This is a genomic window from Bradyrhizobium sp. SZCCT0153 (genome assembly GCF_018129995.1).
Lineage (GTDB): Bacteria > Pseudomonadota > Alphaproteobacteria > Rhizobiales > Xanthobacteraceae > Bradyrhizobium > Bradyrhizobium japonicum_G.
Genome location: NZ_JAFCKS010000003.1, coordinates 424585 through 444470, shown reverse-complemented (window position 1 = coordinate 444470; position 19886 = coordinate 424585). Strand labels below are relative to the sequence as shown.

Genomic DNA, 19886 nt, shown 5'->3' with positions numbered 1-19886 from the left:
GTGCGTCGCGACAACGGCGCCGATGCAGCGCCTGAACGCAACAGAGTGCGCGTAAGGCATGAAAGCTGTCGCGGCATTGGCGGTTTCTTCCAGGTAACTTGGCAGGCTAGGGTATGACGAAGCGAGTTTGAGCTAATCGCCGAATTGGATGTCCCTCGTGGGAGAGGGCGCAGCGTGGTCGCGGCTGCAATGAACAAGAAGCGAGAAAGGATGGAAGCAATGCCAAGGATCGAACGGGACGGCGTCGGAATCTACTACGAGGTTCATGGCGAAGGGGCGCCGCTGCTGCTCACCCACGGCTATTCCTCGACCTCGGCGATGTGGCATGGACAGGTCGATGCGCTTGCGAAGGACCACAGGCTGATCCTGTGGGACATGCGCGGCCACGGCCAGTCGGATTATCCGGATGATCCCGGCGCTTACAGCGAAGCGCTCACCGTCGGCGACATGGCTGCGATCCTCGATGCGACCGGGACTGAACGCGCCATCATCGGCGGGCTCTCGCTCGGCGGCTACATGTCGCTCGCTTTCCATCGCGCACATCCGCAAGCCGCCTGCGCATTGCTGATCATCGACACCGGTCCCGGCTTCAAGAAGGACGACGCGCGCGAGGCCTGGAACGCCCGGGCGTTCGGCACCGCCGACAGGCTCGATCGCGAAGGTCTCGACGTGCTCAAATCGGCGACGCGCGAGCGCGCCACCGCGAGCCACCGCAACGCCAGGGGATTGGCGCTCGCCGCGCGCGGCATGCTGACCCAGCGCGATGCGCGCGTGATCGAATCGTTGCCCGACATCAACGTGCCGTCGCTGATCGTGGTCGGCGCCGACGACACGCCGTTCCTCGCCGCGTCCGATTACATGGCGGCAAAAATTCCCGGCGCACAAAAAGTCGTGATCCCCGCGGCCGGACACGCCGTCAACATCGATCAGCCACAGGCTTTTGTTGACGCCGTGCTGGCTTTCCTGAAGAACTTGCCTCAAGAACTTGCCTGAAGAACTTGCAGGCCCAGGACGGCTGGACGAGGACGCGAGGCCATGAAGCGAGCGATGTTGGCTGCGGGCGCGGTGTTGCTATCGTTATCCGCGCAGGCCGAGCCATTCGGCGGGCCACCGCCCCGCCTGCCTTTCGTCGCGACCCTGTCGAACAACACGCCGCTCGCCTTCGGCATGGATGCCGGAGAGACCGCACGCGCGCTCGGGCAACCCCTGCAATACGTGCGGGGACGCCCCGGCAACGAGATCTATCTCGCCCTTCGCAACATCGGTGGCAGCGGACTGATCCCCTACCGTCACCGCCTGTTCCTGCAGTTCCGTCATGGACGGCTGGCGGGATGGAAGGAAGATTACGGCGTGAACTGGATGTGGGAGTGAGGTGCGCGCGCGACTGCCTCCCCTCATCCCGAGGAGCTTGCGAAGCAGGCGTCTCGCAGGATGAAGGCCCCGCTGAAGCGTCACGGGCCTTTCATCCTTCGAGACGCGCGCGAAGGGCGCGTTCCTCAGGATGAGGGGAGAGACTAGAGTTCGTAATAACCAAGAAGGACAACCCGCGTGGGACAAGACATCAAGCTGACGGCCTCCGACAATTTTCAGCTCGGCGCCTATCGCGCTGATCCCTCAGGCACGCCTAAGGGCGCGGTGGTGGTGATTCAGGAGATTTTCGGCGTCAATCATCACATCCGCTCGGTCTGCGACCGCCTCGCCGGTGAAGGCTATGCCGCGATCGCGCCGTCGATCTTCGACCGGACGTCCCCGAACTTCCAGTCGGGCTATTCGCCCGACGAGATCGCGGAAGCGCGCAAGTTCGTCGCCAATCCGGACTGGGCCGCGATGCTGCGCGATACGCAGGCAGCAATCGATGCTGTGAGGAGCGTCGGGCCGGTCGGCATCATCGGCTTCTGCCTGGGCGGTAGCATCGCCTTCGTCGCGGCGACGCGGCTGTCGGGCCTGAAGGCCGCGATCGGTTACTATGGCGGCGCCGTCGTGCGCTTTGCCGACGAGACGCCGAAAGTGCCGACGCAGCTGCATTTCGGCGAGAAGGATGCCGGCATTCCCCTGACCGACGTCGAGACCGTCAAGGCGAAGCGGCCCGACGTGGAGGTCTTCATCTATCCTGGCGCGCAGCACGGCTTCCATTGCGACGAGCGGGCGAGCTACGACAAGGCCAGCGCCGACATCGCCTGGCCGCGCAGCATGGCGTTTTTCGCCAAGCATTTGAAATAGCCGCCCGTCATGCGCGGGCTTGACCCGCGCATCCATCAAGCGAAGCTTTTTCGTCAGGTCGATGGATTGCCGGGTCGAGCCCGGCAATGACACCTCAAGCAGGAAACGGGTGGCTGCATCATGGCGCGCGGCGATAGAGCTGGCTGATCAAGCCAGCTCTATCGCCGGGAGATCACCATGCAACAGGCCAATACGAACGTCGTCATCCGCAATCCGTTCGGCACTATGGACGTGCCCGAGCCGAACGATCGTGAGGTCATGGACTATGCCTCCATCGCCATGCTCGCCGGCGATGCCGCCGACGGCAACGCGGCGCATTGGGCATCGATGCCGACGTCCTCCGATCAGCTCGAGGGGGTCTGGGCGAGCCGCTGGAATGGCGGCGCCGATCCGACCATTGCCGGCGATACGCCGGAGCAGTGGAAAGTGGGGCGCGCGGAGGTGCGGGTCGCAGGCGAGCGCATCTATCTTCGCTTCGACTGGGACCATGGCCGCCGGCACGGGCTGATCGATGCGGCCCGCCAGGGCGCGGATCGTCTCGTCGGGAAATATATCAACCTGACCAACCCGGCCATCATGCGGCCATGGGTCGGGCTCGTGGTCGATGCCGTCAGGATCGATGGATGTTTCCCGAACGGGCGACTGGATTTCAGGCGGTGAGCTAGAACCAGCGCTCGCCGACGAACACGGTGTCGCCCGGTGCCAATGGCGTGCCGAGCGGAACCACGGCGCGCATCGAGCCGCCGGCTTCGGTGTGGGTGACGGTGACCACGTCGCGCTTGGCGCGCGGCGAGAAGCCGCCGGCAATCGCGACCGCGCTTTCGACCGTCATGTTCGGCACGTAGGGATATTGTCCGGGCGCGGAGACTTCGCCGAGGATGAAGAACGGCCGATAGGATTCGACCTCGACGGCGACCGAGGGCTCGCGGATATAGCCGTTGCGCAGCCGCGCGGCGATTTCACCGGCGAGTCCTGCCGGAGTGCGACCGCGTGCGGGCACTCCGCCGATCAGCGGCATGGTGATGGAGCCGCCGGCGTCGATGGCGTAGCTGTTGGTGAGGCCTTCCTGGCCGTACACCACGACGCGCAGCTTGTCGCCGGCGTCGAGATGGTAGGAGGCGTCGTAGCGGACCGGCGCCGCCATCGGTGCGGCATAGCCGACCGGCATGGCCGCGGGCGAAGAGGCAAAGGACGTGCGCAGCGCGCCGATGGCGCCGCCGCCATCGGCGACGACGACCGGCTGCGGCGTGCCGTAGGGCTGGCCATAGGCCATGGAGTCGAGATCGGCGCGCGGCTGCATCACCGCGACGGGACCGGCGGTCTGCATGCAGCCGCCAAGCGCAAGCGCGGCGAACGCTACCAAGGACGCTGCCGAGATCGACCATCGAAACGCGCGTGCAACTGGCACCGGACCTATCCCTCGAAACGAGACAGCTCCACTGATGCACCGGTTATGGTTAATAAAGCGTTGAGCGGGGCTTCAACCCTCCCCTGGAGGGGGAGGGTCGATCGCGCGAAGCGCGAGCGGGGTGGGGTGATCTCTCCGCTCGGGCAGTGTGGACGTGGAGAGATCTTCACCCAACCCCGTCTCACATCTTCGCTGCGCTCAATGTGAGCCGACCCTCTCCCTCCAGGGGAGGGTAAGCACATCACCGCTTCAACGTTTACGCTTACGCGCTCACACCCACGCCGATCGGGCAGGACACGCCGGTGCCGCCGAGGCCGCAATAGCCGGCGGGATTCTTCGCCAGATATTGCTGATGATAATCCTCGGCGAAATAGAACTCGCCGGCCGGTGCGATCTCGGTGGTGATGGCCCCGAGACCCTTTGCGGCGAGCGCCTTCTGATAGAGCGCCTTCGATTGGTCGGCCGCTGTCTTCTGCGCGCCTGAATAGGTGTAGATCGCGCTTCGGTATTGCGTGCCGACGTCGTTGCCCTGACGCATGCCCTGCGTCGGGTTGTGGCTCTCCCAGAACGTCTTCAACAATTTCTCGTAGGAGATCTTCTTCGGATCGAACACGACCAGCACCACTTCGGTGTGGCCGGTGCGGCCCGAGCAGGTCTCCTCATAGGTCGGGTTCGGCGTGTGGCCGCCGGCATAGCCGACGGCGGTGGCGTAGACGCCCTCGCCGAGCTCCCAGAACTTGCGCTCTGCGCCCCAGAAGCAGCCGAGCCCGAACACCGCCTGTTCGAGGCCCGCGGGATAAGGCGGCGCGAGCTTGGCACCGTTGACGAAATGGGTGGTCGCGGTCGGAATGGCTTGCGCACGGCCCGGCAGCGCTTCCTTGGCGCTCGGCAATGCGGTGGTCTTGCGCGTGAACAGCATGGACGGATCTCCTGGAAACGAGCTGTCCGTCGCCTGGGCCAGCTCGAGAGGTCGAGTGCTCAGGCGGCGTGCTCGCGATCAGTTGGGAATATAGGCATCTACGCAGCAAGGGGCAGCCTTGTTACGCGGCCGCCAGCGCGAGGCTCAATCGCGGGAATTGAAAGCCCTCAATCCCGGGAATTGAAAGTTCAATCCCGGGAATAGCCGATCAGCGGCTTGCGCGGGCGGAACAGGATCATCAGGAGGATGCCCGAAATGCCGAGGACGGCGAACACCGGCTGATCCAGCACCAGGCGGATCACCGAGGTCCAGAGCCACGGCGCCTTGGCCTCGACCCAGGTCCGGAACGCCGTCTGGCTGGCCTGATTGATGTCGTTCCAGAACTGGCCGAAGCGGGTGAACTTGAGGGTCTGGTCGGCGACCCAGCGGGCGCCGTCATAGACCATGAAGATGAACCCGCCGGCGAGCAGCAACAGCCCAATCAGTCGGAAAAAGCCGCGGATCATGCCTCACCTTATATGGTCGTCCGATCGGACGACCCCCTGAACGCCGCCAGCCAATACAAGGGAGACGGCAGAAATTCAACCACTTCAGGGCGTTACGGCACCCATTCGGGCCGCATGGGGCCGGTTTTCCGGTCCGGGAAAGCGTTGACGGTGCCAAAGACCCTCTCTATAAGGGCGCCAACTGGCGGCGGGCGCAATCCTGCCGCCGCTGTTCTTTGAGCAGTTGAAGGCTCCTTGAGCTTACAGGCTCTTTGGGCCTCAGAGACAGCCGCAAGGCCGTCGCTCATGTTCCGGGAACAGCCAGCAACCGAACACCCTAAATCCGAGCGTCGATTACGCGGTCAAGCAAGCCGGCGCTACCCGACCAAGACGCGACCGGTACCCGCAAAGGATATTGAGACCATGGCCAATACCACTTCCGCCAAGAAAGCGACGCGCAAGATCGCCCGCCGCACCGCCGTCAACAAGTCGCGCCGCACCCAGATGCGCGGCGCCGTGCGAAACGTCGAAGAAGCCATCGCGACCGGCGATCGCGCCGCTGCCGTGCAGGCGCTGGCGAATGCCGAACCGGCTCTGATGCGCGCCGCCCAGCGCAACATCATTCACAAGAACAATGCCAGCCGCAAAGTCTCGCGGCTCACCGCGCAGATCGCCAAGCTCGCCAAGTAATCCGGCAGGCGATCCGACAGACCGTCCGGTCGAGTTCGATCGGGCGATCAGATCGCACATCGCACGCGTCAAACAGCCCGGCATCGCGCCGGGCTTTTTTGTTGCCTGCCATGAACAAGCAAGCCGTCACGCGACGACCGATCTTCGACTGGAAGACCTCCATCGTCGCACCATGATGCGGTCCGTAGTTTTACCTGCGGGTGATTTTGCAACAGTGGAAACTTCCACCGCGGTGCAAAAAGTCCCTGCGAGGCGGGCTCAAGTTGAATTCGCGTGCCTGCGAGTTCTGCACACCGTAGATTCACCGGATCGAATCTACCGCTGGAGTTACCCTGTGAAACGAGACTCAAAAAACGATGTCTCGCTAATCACTTATCGACATAGTGACCTCAAGCGTTTGGAAAATTCGCCCGCGCGTCGCGCGCGTGACGCTTTTGTAAAAATTTTTTGGCGGTGACCGAGAATTGTCACATGAGGCGCGGCATCTTCGATTCTGTGCACGAATCCAAAAACTTGCTCTGGAGCCTGTGCACAAGTCGCGCGCGGCGTTAACCGAGGTCAAGTTTTTTGATGCCTAAAGTGTGAATCAATTCCGTTGCGAGTCTTTCCGCATAGTGTATTCCTTAAGACGTCAGCGGCGCCCACGATCTTGAGACCAGCGCGGTATCGGAAAACGGGGCGAGCGTGCAAATCGGCGGCGGTGTGCACGTAGGCGACGCTTCAACAAGCGATTGTCGGTTCAAAACCCACAGCAATGTGGGAACGGTAGCTCTTTGTCTGAATGTCTCCAAGCGGGATTTTTTCGCTCGCATATGAGAGACGTCGTGAAAGCTGCCTCGACAGGCATGATGGCGAAGCCGAGCGGACGACTAGGACACGGGCAGGCATCCGCGGCAGGAGTACAACGCGGTTGCCGTTTAGACACGCAGGACCTTGTCGTGAGCAATCACGGCAGGACGGGGAGGTATCATGTCTTACGGACTCAACGCGGTATTGAAACACACCTCGACTTTCAACTATGCCGTTTTAGATTCGTCGGACATCAAGCCTCCCGCGTGCAACGGAGCGCCGAGTACGCGCTGACCTCGCGACCCCTCCATCTCTGACATTGCTGATCGGACGCGGCGTTTCCGCCGAACGGTCGAGCCATGTCTGCAGGTGAAATCGCTTGAGGTCGCGCCATGGCAGAAACCCTGATGGCAGGAACTCTGCATGGCGCTCACCACGCAACCTTATCTCTCAAGAAAAGTTCTCACATGATGACAACACCGGAACAGGATCGCTGGTCGCGCGTGAAGAGTCGGCTGCGCTCGAACGTCGGCGAGGACGTCTACACCAGCTGGTTTGCGCGGATGGATCTGGAAGGCGTGCAGGACGAGAGCGTGCGTCTGTCGGTGCCGACCCGCTTCCTGAAGAGCTGGATCCAGGCCCATTATGCCGAGCGCGTGTTGTCGTGCTGGCAGGCCGAGATGCCGGAAGTGCATCGCATCGATCTCACCGTTCGCTCGGCCGTGCGTCCGGTCGTTCAGCAGAAGGAAGCGCCCGCGCCGGTCGAAACACGCCGCACGCCTGCGCCGGAGCTGCGCTCGACCGCGACCGCGCCGGTCTCGGCCAATCACGATGCGCTCGGCGGCTCGCCGCTCGATCCGCGCCTGACCTTCGCAAGCTTCGTCGTCGGCCGCTCCAACACGCTGGCGCATGCGGCGGCGCGCCAGGTCGCGGAAGGTCGCAGAGGCGACCCCGTGATGTTCAACCCGCTCTACATCCATGCCGGTGTCGGCCTCGGCAAGACGCATCTGCTGCAGGCTGTGACCTGGGCCGGTAATTCCGGCAACGAGCGCAAGGTGCTGTATCTCACGGCTGAAAAGTTCATGTACGGCTTCGTCGCCGCGCTGAAGACGCAGACGGCGCTCGCCTTCAAGGAAGCGCTGCGCGGCATCGACGTGCTCGTGATCGACGATCTCCAGTTCCTGCAGGGCAAGTCGACCCAGGCCGAATTCTGTCACACGCTGAACGCGCTGATCGACGCCGGCCGCCAGGTCGTGATCGCAGCCGACCGGCCGCCGTCCGATCTCGAAAGCCTCGATGACCGCGTGCGCTCGCGGCTGGCCGGCGGCCTCGTGGTCGAGATGGGCTCGCTCGGCGAGGAGCTGCGGCACGGCATTCTCAAGTCGCGCGTCGCCGCCGCCCGCGCCCATCATGCGACTTTCGAGGTGCCCGAGGAGGTGCTGACCTATCTGGCCCGCGCCATAACCCATAACGGCAGGGATCTCGAAGGCGCGATCAACCGTCTGCTCGCGCACTCGAAACTCAACAACCGGCCGGTGACGCTGGAGATGGCGGAGCACGAAGTGCGCGACCTGATCCGGCCGCAGGAACCCAAGCGGATCAAGATCGAGGACATTCAGCGCGTGGTGGCGCGGCAGTATAATGTCAGCCGCTCCGACCTCCTGTCCTCGCGCCGGACCGCCAACGTGGTCCGTCCGCGCCAGGTGGCGATGTACCTCGCCAAGACGCTGACCTTGCGCTCGCTGCCGGAAATCGGCCGCCGCTTCGGCGGGCGCGACCACACCACGGTATTGCACGCGGTGCGCAAGATCGAGGCCCTGGTGTCCAAGGACACGGCGCTATCGGACGAGGTCGAATCGCTCAAGCGCCAGCTTCAGGAATAAACGCCTAGGCCCTGCCCCTTCCAACCTGCCGCCGCCTCGGCCATGCCGGGGCGGCGGTCTTCGTCTTGCCTGGGCGGCGGGCCCTCGTTTTTGCCTGTAAATCGTGGGGAACTACCTCGCAATCCCTTGAATCCGGGGGCCATCCGCGCCACCTTGCGCGACCCTGACGGCTTTGGTCATATCGGCTGGATGATCCGGCTTTCCGGGGTCTTCGGTGCCGTGGCGCGCGTCCCGCCGCCCGGCTTTTCCAGATTTGGTTTCCTTGGGGATCGGGCGAGTAGTGCAATGAAGGTTACGGTCGAACGCGCGCAACTCCTGAAGTCGCTGGGCCATGTCCACCGCGTGGTCGAGCGCCGCAACACGATCCCGATCCTCGGCAACGTGCTGGTCCGGGCCGAGAATGCGAAATTGTCGCTGAAGGCGACCGACCTCGACCTCGAGGTGACGGAAACGCTGCCCGCGGAAACCGCGACCGCGGGCTCCACCACCGTGCCGGCGCACATGTTCTACGACATCGTGCGCAAGCTGCCGGACGGGTCGCAGATCGTGCTGGAGGCCGACGGCGACCGCGCCGTGCTTGCGATCCGCGCCGGCCGCTCGCGCTTCACGCTGCAGACCCTGCCGGAGAACGATTTCCCGGATCTGGCCGCCGGCGACATGTCGCACTCGTTCTCGCTCGCCGCCAAGGACGTCAAGCGGCTGATCGACCGCACCCAGTTCGCGATCTCCACCGAGGAGACGCGCTATTATCTCAACGGCATCTATCTGCATGCCGCAGGCTCCGCGAAGGCCGCAACCCTGCGCGGCGTCGCCACCGACGGCCACCGCCTCGCCCAGCTCGACCTGGTGCAGCCCAAGGGCGCCGACGGCATGCCCGGCGTGATCGTGCCGCGCAAGACCGTCGGCGAGGTGCAGCGCCTGATCGAGGACGCCGACGCCGAGATGACAATCGAGCTGTCGCAGGCCAAGATCCGCTTCACCATCGGCAACGTGGTGCTGACCTCGAAGCTGATCGACGGCACCTTCCCCGATTATGGCCGCGTCATCCCGCAGGGCAACGACAAGGAGCTCGTCGTCGACAAGAAGGATTTCGAGAACGCGGTCGATCGCGTCTCGACGATCTCGAGCGAGCGCGGGCGCGCGGTGAAACTGTCGCTGTCGCCGGGCAAGCTGGTGCTGTCGGTGACCAATCCGGATTCCGGCAGCGCGACAGAAGAGCTCGAGGTCGAATACGCCTCCGACGCCCTCGATATCGGCTTCAACTCGCGCTACCTGCTCGACATCGCCGCCCAGATCGAAGGCGACGTTGCAACCCTGAGGCTCGCCGATCCCGGCTCGCCGACGCTGGTGCAGGACCGCGACGACAAGAGCGCGTTGTACGTGCTGATGCCGATGCGGGTGTGAGGGAGGTGCTCCTCCCTCGCCGACAGGCCCTTCTTTCAGAGCCTAGCGCGATGCACGTTGCTGCGCCCTCTCCCCTTGTGGGAGAGGGCTACTCCGCTGGCGGATACACACTCAGTCGGGTGAGGGGTTAGTGCCGCAGGAACCATCCCATCGGCCGGTCCCCAAGCGTCTCCGCCAATTCGCGAAGAACATGCGGCACGAGCCGACGGATGCAGAGGCCGCGATGTGGCGCCTGCTCAGGGATCGTCGATTGTCCGCCTTCAAGCTTCGCCGACAGGTTCCGTTCAAAAGCTACATTCTCGACTTCGTCTGCTTCGAGAAACGCCTTGTGATCGAGATCGACGGCGGTCAGCACGCAGTATCACGAACCGATGCAGCGCGTGATGCGGCTCTCTCGGCGGAAGGTTTCTCGATAGCGCGTTACTGGAACAATGACGTGCTGCAGCAGCCAGCTTCTGTATTGGAGGATCTCCTTGCAAAGCTTGCCGGGCGGTAAGATACCCCTCACCCGTCGCCTCACTTCGTGAGGCGCCACCCTCTCCCACAAGGGGAGAGGGTGAGCAGAGCGTGCCACTGTTCCAACATGACCCCCTCCCGCATTCATCGCCTGACGCTGACGCATTTTCGCAATTATCGGGCGGCGGGGCTCGCGACGGCGGCTGACATGGTGGCGCTGGTCGGGCCGAACGGGGCAGGCAAGACCAATTGCATCGAGGCGATCTCGTTCCTGTCGCCGGGACGCGGCTTGCGGCGCGCCACGCTGGAAGACGTCGCCGACAACCAGGGCGACGGCTCCTGGGCGGTCTCGGCCCAGGTCGAGGGCGCGCTGGGGCTCGCCACACTCGGCACCGGCATCGATGCGCCGCGCGCCGACAGCTCCGTGAGCCGGCGCTGCCGCATCGACCGCGAGCCGGTCAATTCCGCCACGGCCTTCGGCGACCATATCCGCATGGTGTGGCTGACGCCGGCGATGGACGGGCTGTTCATGGGCGCGGCCTCCGAGCGGCGGCGCTTCTTCGACCGCCTGGTGCTGGCAATCGACAGCGAGCATTCCAGCCGCATCTCCGCGCTCGAACGCTCGCTGCGCTCGCGCAACCGCCTGCTCGAGACGCGCAATTACGACGACCATTGGTGCGACGCGATCGAGCGCGAGACCGCGGAGCTTGCGGTCGCCGTCGCCGCAACCCGCGGCCAGACCGCGGCGCGGCTCACCGGCATGCTGAATGCGCGCGCGCAGGCCTCGGCCTTTCCCTCGGCGCACATCGCGCTCGACGGCTGGATGGAGAATGCGCTGCTGAGCGAGACCGCAACGTCGGTCGAGGACCGCTACCGGCAGATCCTGCGCGACAACCGCCCGCGCGACGCCATCGCCGGCCGCACCACGGATGGTCCGCATCTCACCGATCTGCAGGTGATCTATGCGCCGAAAGGCATGCCGGCACGCGACGCCTCGACCGGCGAGCAGAAGGCGCTGCTGATCGGGCTGGTGCTGGCGCATGCGACGCTAGTCGCCGAGATGACCGGCATCGTGCCGCTGCTGCTGCTCGACGAGATCGTCGCCCATCTCGATCCGAACCGGCGCGCGGCGCTGTTCGACGAGCTGCGCAAGCTCGGCGCGCAGGTCTGGCTGACCGGCGCGGACCCGGCCGCCTTCGCCGAGATTGGCGCCGGCGGCGAGGTGTTTGACGTCGAGAGCGGACAGGTCAGCGCACGCCCGTGAGCCGCCGCATTGAACCCACGCGGTTGCGTCGGCGACTAGCTGTCTGAGGCCGCGCCGACGGTGTCGCAGCCCATTTTGCCATCGCGCGATGACATCACGCGCGATACCCCTGGAGCGTGAGATGCGGACGGCAAGGACCGGGGCTCGGGCCTCGGGACGATGGCAGGCGTTTGCGTGCGGCCTTGTCCTGCTCGCGATCTGCATGATCGCGGCAAGCGCCGGCGCCTGGGTGCCGCGTCTGTCGCCGCTGTTCTCGGCCGAGCTGACGCCGGATCCCGATACCAAGCTGCCCGCGCCGACCCGTTACAGCTACCGGGGAATTCACACCACCGTCGTCAGGGGCGTTGAAACGCCGCTCCGTACCAGGCTGGAGGCGACCGTGCCCGCCGAACTCGGCGACGTCCTCGCCTTCTACCGCACCGAGCTCGGCAAGCTCGGCTGGCAGGAGCAGCACGATGGCGCGGTGGTCTCCGCCGATCACGTCCAGCTCGCCTTCGCCTCGCCGCTCGGACCCGGCATGCTCGCGCTCGACCGCAAGGACAGCAGCACCAGGGTCAACCTCGTGCAGAAGAACGCATCCGTTGCGACCGATGCGAACGTCATGCCCGAGCCCGGCCAGGCGATGCTGGTGTTCTCCAATATCAGCGATACGGACGCCACGCTCACGATCAACGACCGCACCATCAAGCACGCCGCCGGCGCCCGCGCGATGTCGCTGGATCTGCGGCCCGGCAAATATTCCTACGAGGTGAACGTGCCGGGCCATCCAGCCACCACGCAGATCCTCAGCTTCACGGCCGGCGATACCTGGGAGCTCACGGTCGGGCGCGACGGAGAGGCATGGTCGCCGCTCCTGCTGTATTGAACCTCACGGGTTCCTGCCGCGACTAGTCGTCTGAGGCCGCGCCGACGGTGTCGCAGCCTGCAATTGCGCGAGGGATGAAGACCGCGCGAAATCCAGGAGTCTTGACAATGTCGACGATCCCGCGCGGGACGCAAGTCCCGGTACGCTGGCGGCTGCTTGCGTGCGGCCTCTTCCTGATGGCGAGTTGCTCGATCGCGGCCGCCGCCGATGCAGGTATCGTCGACGTCCACGCGCTGCCGCAGCTCGAGGGCGCGGTGGAAGACACCTCGCGCCCCGATCCCTACCGCGTCGAATATCGGATGCCGACGCCGGAAGCCGTGACATCGCCGGCGGTGAAAAAACTCCTCAGCGGCGAAGGCTGGGTGCCTTATGTACGGCCGCTGGAGGAGAAGAGCACCACGCTGAACTTCAAAAAGGGGCGGCAGGGCCTTTCGGTCTATCTCACCCAAGCCCTCGGCCGGCCCGACCAGTCCATGGTCCACTACTCGACCGACCGCATCTATTCGAACGTGCCGTTTCCCGACGGCGCGAGCGACATCATGTTCGATGGCACAAGGCCCTATCTCGGCTGCATTGCGTCCAGCGCGCTCGATGCGACGTCGAATTTCTACAGCAACGAGATGGCTGCGATCGGCTGGCAGAAGCTCACGCCGGAAACGGCCGCACGCTGGGCGACCAGCCTGGACGAGACCGTTCCCAACGGCCTGCGTGCGTTCTACGCGCACCCGGACAGCAAGGACACCGGCTTCTACCAGCAGAAGCCGGTCATGCTGACGCTGACGCGCCGCGACGATGGCCGCACCAATGTCGATATCCGGGTCGCGCCCTTCGCCTTGCCGAGCGAGCTCAAGGCCGACGGCGATCTTGCCGGCCTGCCGCGGCCGAATCCGACCAAGACGGCGAGGAGCCTCGGCAGTGCCGATTCCAACAAGCGTGAGATGTCAGCGGCCGCTATGGCCGAGCTGCCGGCCGTGCTCGCCTTCTATCATCGCGAGCTCGCCGCGCGCGGCTGGCAGGAAGACGGCAGCGCGCCGCTCGCGCCCGGCGACGAGGTCGCGATCAAGGTCTCCAATGCCGAGGAAACCGGCGTGCTCCGGCTCGGCCGCAAGTATGATTTCACCATGATCAGCCTGAACGTGCAGGTGAAGGAGTCGGCGCTGGCCGCCCGCGCCAGGGCGAAGAAGGAAGCCGATCAGAAGTTTCTTGGTGATGCGCTAGGTGCGGCCAAGCAACTCATCGCCGCCGACGAAGCGAGGCGCAAGGTGCAGGCCGCCGCGCTGTCCGACACGCCGCTCAATGCGCTCGCCGACAGCAAGACGCCGGTGCCGCTGCCCGAAACCGCCGAGGGCGTGAAGTTCGAGGGCGGCGACGGCCGGCTCGAATTCTCCTCCAATTCGAGCGTGAAGGCGCTCGGCGCCTTCTACCGCGCATCGCTGAAGAACGCGGGCTGGAAGGAGCAGCCCTCCGTCATCAACCAGCCCAACATGGCGGTGTTGGAATTCTCCAAGTCCGGCAAGTCGATCTCGATGACCGTGATGCAGATGGGTCCGAAGGTGAATGTCAGCGCCACCGGCTCCGGCCTGGTCGTGGCTGCGGCGAAGCCGGCCGAGACCAAATCGGCACAATCCAAACCGACGGAATCCAAGACGGTGCAGGCCAAATCGACCGAGCCGCTGAAGGCAGATCCCGATGGCGCGCTGCCCGTGCCGACGCAGCGCAGTTCGAGCGGGATCAGCTCGACGAAATTCCCCGGCAGCGACCAGTCGTTCCGCAAGGAGCTCGAGGCCAGCATTCCTGCCGAACTCTCGGATGTCCTCGCCTTCTATCGCACGGAGCTGACCAAGCGCGGCTGGCAGGAAAAGACCGACGGCGCGACCGTCACGGCCGACCGGGTGGAGCTGGCGTTCACCTCGCCGGAGGGACCGGCCATGCTGAAGCTCGGCCGCGCCAGGGACGAGACCACGGTCAGCCTGGTGCAACGGAATCCGCAGGCCGCAGCCAAGGCCGACATCATGCCCAAGGCGGGACAGGCCCGGGTGATGCTCGGCAACATGGGGCCGAAGGAAGCGTCGCTGACGATCAACAATCGAACGGTGAAGATCGCAGCCGGCGCCGGCGGCCCGCAATCGCCGAAAGGCCCGATGCTCGATCTGCCGCCTGGCAAGTACCAGTACGCCCTGCGCGTGCCTGGACGCCCTGCCCGCAGCGAAACCCTGACCGTGGCCGCCGGCGACGCCTGGGGCCTTCTGGTGGGGCCGAACGGCGACGTGCTGCCGCTGCAGATGTATTGAGGCTGCTATGTAGCAGGTGCGCTCCCTCTCCCGCTTGCGGGAGAGGTTGCGGCGAGCCCGCAGGCCGACCAACTTTACCCAGGACCAATGCTCTAACGGCACCTCGGAACACACCTCCCAGGCCCGCAAAAACCCCGCCTTTGCGAAGCCTCAAAAACCTCTCCGAATCGCGCTTTTTGCGAGCCCCAGAATCAGCCTTCGCGAGCCTTGAAAACCGGCTAAAAATCCCTATTTCATCAAAGGGTTGCCGGGAGATACTTTGCGCTAGGCGCAAGCTGTCTTTCATGGCACAAATAGCCTGCAAATCAGCGCCTTTTGCGCGGCTGATTCGGGCGACATTTCGAAGGCCTCTCATGACAGAACCTGCTCGGCAGACGCCTGCCGAAAACGAGCCCTCAAATCCAAGCGATTACGGGGCGGAATCGATCCGCGTGCTCAAGGGTCTCGACGCCGTCCGCAAGCGCCCGGGCATGTATATCGGCGACACCGACGACGGCTCGGGCCTGCACCACATGGTCTACGAGGTCGTCGACAACGCGATCGACGAGGCGCTTGCGGGCCACGCCACGCGCGTCGACGTGATCCTCAATGCCGACAATTCCGTCACCGTGCGCGACGACGGCCGCGGCATTCCCGTCGACATCCACAAGGGCGAAGGCATCTCGGCGGCCGAGGTCATCATGACCCAGCTCCATGCCGGCGGTAAGTTCGACCAGAATTCCTACAAGGTCTCCGGCGGTCTGCACGGCGTCGGCGTCTCCGTCGTCAACGCGCTGTCGAGCAAGCTCGGCCTGCGCATCTGGCGCGACAACAAGGAGCACTACATCGAGTTCGCCCATGGCGATGCGGTCGCACCGCTCGTGGTCGTCGGCGATGCGCCCGGCAGGCGCGGCACCGAGGTGACGTTTCAGGCCTCGACCGAAACCTTCAAGAACATCGAATATGATTTCGCGACGCTCGAGCACCGGCTGCGCGAGCTCGCCTTCCTCAATTCCGGCGTCAACATCGCGCTCTCGGACATGCGTCACGCGGTCGAGAAGCGCGAGGAGATGCACTATTCCGGCGGCGTCGAGGAATTCGTCAAATATCTCGACCGCAACAAGAAGGCGATCGTGCCGGCACCGATCATGGTGCGCGCGGAAGCCAACGGCATCGGCGTCGAGGCCGCGCTGTGGTGGAACGACAGCTACCACGAGAACGTGCTGTGCTTCACCAACAACATCCCGCAGCGCGACGGCGGCACGCATCTGGCCGGCTTCCGCGGCGCGCTGACGCGCCAGGTCAACGGCTATGCCGAGGGCAATGCGAAGAAGGAAAAGATCGCGCTGACCGGCGACGATTGCCGCGAAGGCCTCACCGCCGTGCTTTCGGTGAAGGTGCCCGATCCGAAATTCTCGTCGCAGACCAAGGACAAGCTGGTGTCCTCGGAAGTGCGGCCCGTGGTCGAGAACGTGCTCAACGAAGCGCTCCAGGCCTGGTTCGAGGAGCATCCGAGCGAAGCCAAGATGATCGTCGGCAAGGTGATCCAGGCCGCTGCCGCCCGCGAAGCCGCGCGAAAGGCGCGCGAACTGACCCGCAAGAGCCCCCTCTCGGTGTCCTCGCTGCCCGGCAAGCTCGCCGACTGCCAGGAAAAGGACCCGGCGAAATCCGAGCTCTTCATCGTCGAGGGTGACTCGGCAGGTGGCAGCGCCAAGCAGGGCCGCAACCGCGAATTCCAGGCGGTGCTGCCGCTGCGCGGCAAGATCCTCAACGTGGAGCGCGTCCGCCCCGACAAGATGCTGGGCAGCGAGCAGATCGGCACGCTGATCACCGCGCTCGGCACCGGCATCAGCGACGAGTTCTCGATCGAGAAGCTGCGCTATCACAAGATCATCGTGATGACGGACGCCGACGTCGACGGCGCCCACATCCGCACGCTGCTGCTCACCTTCTTCTACCGGCAGATGCGCGACATCATCGACGGCGGCTATCTCTATATCGCCCAGCCGCCGCTGTATAAGGTCAACCGCGGCAAGTCGGAGCAGTATCTGAAGGACGAGCGGGCGCTGGAAGATTATCTGATCGACACCGGGCTCGACGACTGCGTCTACATTCCGGGCACCGGCGGCGATCGCACCGGCCGCGATCTGCGTTCGCTGATCGACGACGCCCGCGCCGTCCGCGGCATCCTGCGCAGCCTGCACACCCGCTACAATCGCAAGGTGATCGAGCAGGCCGCCATCACGGGCGTGCTGAACAAGGCGATCTATGGCGACCCGGAGAAAGCCGCCGCAGCCGCGCAATACATCGCCGCCCGCCTCGACACGCTCGCTGACGAGGTCGAACGCGGCTGGGTCGGCCAGTACGTCGAAGGCCAGGGTTTCCAGTTCGAGCGCACGGTGCGCGGCGTCAAGGAAGCCGCTGTGATCGACGATGCCTTCCTGGGCTCGGTCGAAGCCCGCAAGCTCGACGAGTACACGGTGAAGCTCCAGGACGTTTATGCCCGGCCCGGCAAGCTGCGGCGCAAGGACGTCGAGCACATGGTCTACGGGCCGGTCGACCTGTTCGAAGCCGTCACCGACGCCGGCCGCAAGGGCGTCACGCTGCAGCGCTACAAAGGGCTGGGCGAGATGAACCCGGAACAGCTCTGGGAGACGACGCTGGATATCAATGCGCGTTCGCTGCTCCAGGTGAAGGTCAAGGAGGTCGACGAGGCCGACGACATCTTCACCAAGCTGATGGGCGACGTGGTCGAACCGCGCCGCGACTTCATCCAGGAACACTCGCTGAGCGCAACGATCGATATCTGAGGCCGGTTGGCTTTGCGTTTGATCTGCTAGCCAAGCGCTCGCCGCAACCTCTCCCGCTTGCGGGCAGGGCTATCGGATATGACAGCGGGAGGTTTCCGAAAGACCTCGGCCTGCATGGTTCGAGACGCCCGCTTTGGCGGGCACCTCACCATGAGGGTCTGATATCTCACCGCAAAACGCGACCTCATCCTGAGGGCCCGCCGTAGGCGGGCGTCTCGAAGGATGGGCCGCAGGCAAGCTGCCCGCCACGCTTTTCTTCATATGCGATAGCCCTGCGCTTGCGGTGGAGGTCGACGCGAAGCGGCGGGTGGGGGCTTTCTCCTCTTGGGGATTGTCCCGTTGCGGCGACACCCTCTCCCCTGCCCTCTCCCGCAAGCGGGAGAGGGGCGCACCGCCTTCGTAGCAACACCTCAGCTGAACCTCCCCTCCCGCCATCGCGACGAAGTGGCATGAACCCGTTGGCCAGTTCCGGCCGGGAAACGTCACGCCATGACCAGCTCGTCAGCGACCAGCACTGCTACGCCATCATCCCGCCGTCTTGGCATCATCGGCAGCATCGTCGGCGTGCTGGCGCTGATGGCCGCTGTCTTGCCGCATTGGGTCGTGCCGATGGTGTTTCCGCCGCCACCGGCGGACCAGGTCATCGTCGACACCGGCCATCGCATCAAGGATCGCGCGATCGCACGCGTGAAGGGTGTGGAATATCAGGCTCCCAGGATCGAAAAATCGGCCGGAAGAAGCTGGAGCGAAACGGCATCCGCGACCGCGATCTCGCTCGGCCTGCTTGCGATCCTGCTCTCGGTCCTTTCACTGATCTTCCGGGAGGAGCGGCTCCTGGCCGGCGTGGCCGCCATCCTCGGCACCGGCGCCATTGCGGTGGAGATCTCCTTCGTCATGATCGGTGCACTGATCCTCATCGCGATTCTCTACGTGGTGGCGAATATCATCGGCTTGTTCTAGGCCCTCCCCGCGCTCCTCACCATGAGGGTCTGGCAGGCACATCGGCGCGGGCGGCTGCGGCCAGCGCAATTGCTACCGCGCTCAATTCTCTGTAGTTTCCGCCCGAAACAGCCCGCCCCACCCAGCAGGACAGCGAGAGATCCCGTGGCGCCCATCCAGTACATCGTCGAAGGCGGTCACCGGCTCTCGGGCTCGATCGAGCCGTCCGGCAACAAGAATTCGGCGCTGCCGATCATCGCGGCCGCCCTGCTCACCGAGCATCCGGTGACACTGGAGAACGTGCCGCGAATCCGCGACACGGAGACGCTGGTCGAACTGATCCGCTCGGTCGGCGCATCCGCCGAATGGACCACCCGCAACACGCTTCATATCCACGCCAAGAGCATCCGCGCCGCCGATCTGGACCCGGAGCTCTGCGTGCGCATCCGCGCCTCGATCCTGCTGGCGGGGCCCCTGCTCGCCCGCTGCGGCGAAGTGATGCTGCCGCCACCCGGCGGCGACGTCATCGGCCGCCGTCGGCTCGACACCCATGTGCTGGCGCTCGAACAGCTTGGCGCCAAGGTCACCGCGACCGACCGGCTCGAATTCCGTGCGGCAAGGCTGGCCGGGGCTGACGTGTTCCTGGACGAGCCGAGCGTCACCGCGACCGAGAACGCGCTGGTCGCGGCGGTCGCCGCCGACGGCGTCACCTATTTGCGCAACGCCGCGTCCGAGCCGCATGTGCAGGACCTCGCCAACTTCCTGGTCGCGCTCGGTGCGAAGATCGAGGGCATCGGCACCAACACCATGGTCGTGCACGGGCCGGCAACGCTGGGCGGCGCGACCTACCGGATCCAGCCCGACCATATCGAGGTCGGCTCGCTGATCGGGCTTGCCGCCGTGACGCGCTCGCCACTGCGCATCCTGCGCGCCGGCGTCGAGCATCTGCGCTCGATCCGCATGGGCTTCGAGCGGCTCGGCATCGTCTGCCGCATCGAGGGCGACGATCTCATCGTGCCCTCGAACCAGACGATGAAGATCCAGGACGACTTTGGCGGTCACGTGCCGAAGCTGGAGGACCAGCCCTGGCCGGCCTTCCCGGCCGATCTGATGTCGATTGCGATCGTCACCGCTACGCAATGCGAGGGCGTGATCCTGATGTTCGAGAAGATGTTCGAATCGCGGATGTTCTTCGTCGACAAGCTGATCGCGATGGGCGCGCGCATCGTGCTGTGCGACCCGCACCGCGCCATCATCGCCGGCCCCAGCCGTCTGCACGGCGCGACGATGACCTCGCCCGACATCCGCGCCGGCATGGCGATGCTGCTTGCGGCGGTCTGCGCCGAGGGCACCTCGACCATCAACAACGCCGACCAGATCGAGCGCGGCTATGAGCGCATCGAGGAACGGCTGAACGCGCTGGGCGCGAAGATCAAGCGCGTGCCGGAACGGAAGGGCTGAGGCACTTCGCCTCCCAATCCGAA

17 protein-coding genes are annotated in these 19886 nt (G+C 64.9%); 14 read left to right on the top strand and 3 right to left on the bottom strand.

Going from position 1 to position 19886, the window contains the following annotated elements:
* The first annotated feature begins 219 nt into the window (after nucleotides 1-219).
* From JQ572_RS15795 to JQ572_RS15780, 4 genes are all read left to right on the top strand, one after another.
* Nucleotides 220-993 carry an alpha/beta fold hydrolase gene (locus JQ572_RS15795; protein ID WP_211383950.1) on the top strand — a complete coding sequence of 258 codons (774 nt, stop codon included), beginning with the start codon at nucleotides 220-222 and terminating at the stop codon, nucleotides 991-993.
* A gap of 42 nt (nucleotides 994-1035) precedes the next feature.
* Nucleotides 1036-1371, top strand: a complete 336-nt coding sequence (locus JQ572_RS15790; RefSeq protein WP_211383949.1) for a hypothetical protein — start codon at nucleotides 1036-1038, stop codon at nucleotides 1369-1371.
* A 177-nt stretch (nucleotides 1372-1548) separates the two neighbouring features.
* Nucleotides 1549-2220 (top strand): dienelactone hydrolase family protein, encoded by a 672-nt coding sequence (locus JQ572_RS15785; RefSeq protein WP_211383948.1) that lies wholly within the window; start codon nucleotides 1549-1551, stop codon nucleotides 2218-2220.
* 177 nt (nucleotides 2221-2397) lie between these two features.
* Complete coding sequence (locus tag JQ572_RS15780) at nucleotides 2398-2880, top strand: hypothetical protein (RefSeq protein ID WP_211383947.1); 483 nt, start codon at nucleotides 2398-2400, stop codon at nucleotides 2878-2880.
* 1 nt (nucleotide 2881) lies between these two features.
* Here JQ572_RS15780 and JQ572_RS15775 read toward each other — a convergent pair whose 3' ends face one another.
* The 3 genes from JQ572_RS15775 to JQ572_RS15765 form a co-directional block, all read right to left on the bottom strand.
* Complete coding sequence (locus JQ572_RS15775) at nucleotides 2882-3628, bottom strand: polysaccharide biosynthesis/export family protein (RefSeq protein ID WP_211383946.1); 747 nt, start codon at nucleotides 3626-3628, stop codon at nucleotides 2882-2884.
* Between the two features lie 262 nt (nucleotides 3629-3890).
* Nucleotides 3891-4547, bottom strand: coding sequence for a peptide-methionine (S)-S-oxide reductase MsrA (msrA, locus tag JQ572_RS15770; protein WP_211383945.1), 657 nt, complete (start codon nucleotides 4545-4547; stop codon nucleotides 3891-3893).
* Between the two features lie 188 nt (nucleotides 4548-4735).
* Nucleotides 4736-5053 carry a hypothetical protein gene (locus JQ572_RS15765; protein ID WP_211383944.1) on the bottom strand — a complete coding sequence of 106 codons (318 nt, stop codon included), beginning with the start codon at nucleotides 5051-5053 and terminating at the stop codon, nucleotides 4736-4738.
* A 402-nt stretch (nucleotides 5054-5455) separates the two neighbouring features.
* Here JQ572_RS15765 and rpsT point away from each other — a divergent pair, with 402 nt between their 5' ends.
* From rpsT to murA, 10 genes are all read left to right on the top strand, one after another.
* Nucleotides 5456-5722 (top strand): 30S ribosomal protein S20, encoded by a 267-nt coding sequence (gene rpsT, locus JQ572_RS15760; protein ID WP_211383943.1) that lies wholly within the window; start codon nucleotides 5456-5458, stop codon nucleotides 5720-5722.
* Nucleotides 5723-6981: 1259 nt separating this feature from the next.
* On the top strand, nucleotides 6982-8394 hold the full coding sequence (dnaA, locus tag JQ572_RS15755; protein WP_249129102.1) for a chromosomal replication initiator protein DnaA: 1413 nt from the start codon (nucleotides 6982-6984) through the stop codon (nucleotides 8392-8394).
* A gap of 285 nt (nucleotides 8395-8679) precedes the next feature.
* Entirely contained in the window at nucleotides 8680-9798 is a 1119-nt protein-coding gene (gene dnaN / locus JQ572_RS15750; RefSeq protein WP_211383941.1) for a DNA polymerase III subunit beta, read from the top strand.
* Nucleotides 9799-9928: 130 nt separating this feature from the next.
* Nucleotides 9929-10294: an endonuclease domain-containing protein gene (locus tag JQ572_RS15745; protein WP_211383940.1), complete on the top strand. Its 366-nt coding sequence runs from the start codon at nucleotides 9929-9931 to the stop codon at nucleotides 10292-10294.
* A gap of 87 nt (nucleotides 10295-10381) precedes the next feature.
* Nucleotides 10382-11518 (top strand): DNA replication/repair protein RecF, encoded by a 1137-nt coding sequence (gene recF / locus JQ572_RS15740; RefSeq protein ID WP_211383939.1) that lies wholly within the window; start codon nucleotides 10382-10384, stop codon nucleotides 11516-11518.
* 121 nt (nucleotides 11519-11639) lie between these two features.
* A complete protein-coding gene (locus tag JQ572_RS15735; RefSeq protein ID WP_211383938.1) occupies nucleotides 11640-12383 on the top strand; it encodes a hypothetical protein in 744 nt (247 codons plus the stop codon).
* A gap of 107 nt (nucleotides 12384-12490) precedes the next feature.
* Entirely contained in the window at nucleotides 12491-14674 is a 2184-nt protein-coding gene (locus JQ572_RS15730; protein ID WP_211383937.1) for a hypothetical protein, read from the top strand.
* 353 nt (nucleotides 14675-15027) lie between these two features.
* Complete coding sequence (gyrB, locus tag JQ572_RS15725) at nucleotides 15028-17463, top strand: DNA topoisomerase (ATP-hydrolyzing) subunit B (RefSeq protein ID WP_211383936.1); 2436 nt, start codon at nucleotides 15028-15030, stop codon at nucleotides 17461-17463.
* Between the two features lie 489 nt (nucleotides 17464-17952).
* A complete protein-coding gene (locus JQ572_RS15720) occupies nucleotides 17953-18423 on the top strand; it encodes a hypothetical protein (protein ID WP_211383935.1) in 471 nt (156 codons plus the stop codon).
* Between the two features lie 144 nt (nucleotides 18424-18567).
* Nucleotides 18568-19863 carry a UDP-N-acetylglucosamine 1-carboxyvinyltransferase gene (murA, locus tag JQ572_RS15715; RefSeq protein WP_211383934.1) on the top strand — a complete coding sequence of 432 codons (1296 nt, stop codon included), beginning with the start codon at nucleotides 18568-18570 and terminating at the stop codon, nucleotides 19861-19863.
* Nucleotides 19864-19886 lie beyond the last annotated feature (23 nt).

What these genes read in the sequence shown, in the direction of transcription:
- gyrB (WP_211383936.1), top strand. Translation starts at nt 15,028, where the DNA reads ATGACAGAACCTGCTCGGCAGACGCCTGCCGAAAACGAGCCCTCAAAT.
- JQ572_RS15795 (WP_211383950.1), top strand. Translation starts at nt 220, where the DNA reads ATGCCAAGGATCGAACGGGACGGCGTCGGAATCTACTACGAGGTTCAT.
- JQ572_RS15735 (WP_211383938.1), top strand. Translation starts at nt 11,640, where the DNA reads ATGCGGACGGCAAGGACCGGGGCTCGGGCCTCGGGACGATGGCAGGCG.
- dnaA (WP_249129102.1), top strand. Translation starts at nt 6,982, where the DNA reads ATGACAACACCGGAACAGGATCGCTGGTCGCGCGTGAAGAGTCGGCTG.
- JQ572_RS15790 (WP_211383949.1), top strand. Translation starts at nt 1,036, where the DNA reads ATGAAGCGAGCGATGTTGGCTGCGGGCGCGGTGTTGCTATCGTTATCC.
- msrA (WP_211383945.1), bottom strand. Translation starts at nt 4,547, where the DNA reads ATGCTGTTCACGCGCAAGACCACCGCATTGCCGAGCGCCAAGGAAGCG.
- JQ572_RS15720 (WP_211383935.1), top strand. Translation starts at nt 17,953, where the DNA reads ATGACCAGCTCGTCAGCGACCAGCACTGCTACGCCATCATCCCGCCGT.
- rpsT (WP_211383943.1), top strand. Translation starts at nt 5,456, where the DNA reads ATGGCCAATACCACTTCCGCCAAGAAAGCGACGCGCAAGATCGCCCGC.
- JQ572_RS15780 (WP_211383947.1), top strand. Translation starts at nt 2,398, where the DNA reads ATGCAACAGGCCAATACGAACGTCGTCATCCGCAATCCGTTCGGCACT.
- JQ572_RS15730 (WP_211383937.1), top strand. Translation starts at nt 12,491, where the DNA reads ATGTCGACGATCCCGCGCGGGACGCAAGTCCCGGTACGCTGGCGGCTG.
- JQ572_RS15765 (WP_211383944.1), bottom strand. Translation starts at nt 5,053, where the DNA reads ATGATCCGCGGCTTTTTCCGACTGATTGGGCTGTTGCTGCTCGCCGGC.
- dnaN (WP_211383941.1), top strand. Translation starts at nt 8,680, where the DNA reads ATGAAGGTTACGGTCGAACGCGCGCAACTCCTGAAGTCGCTGGGCCAT.
- recF (WP_211383939.1), top strand. Translation starts at nt 10,382, where the DNA reads ATGACCCCCTCCCGCATTCATCGCCTGACGCTGACGCATTTTCGCAAT.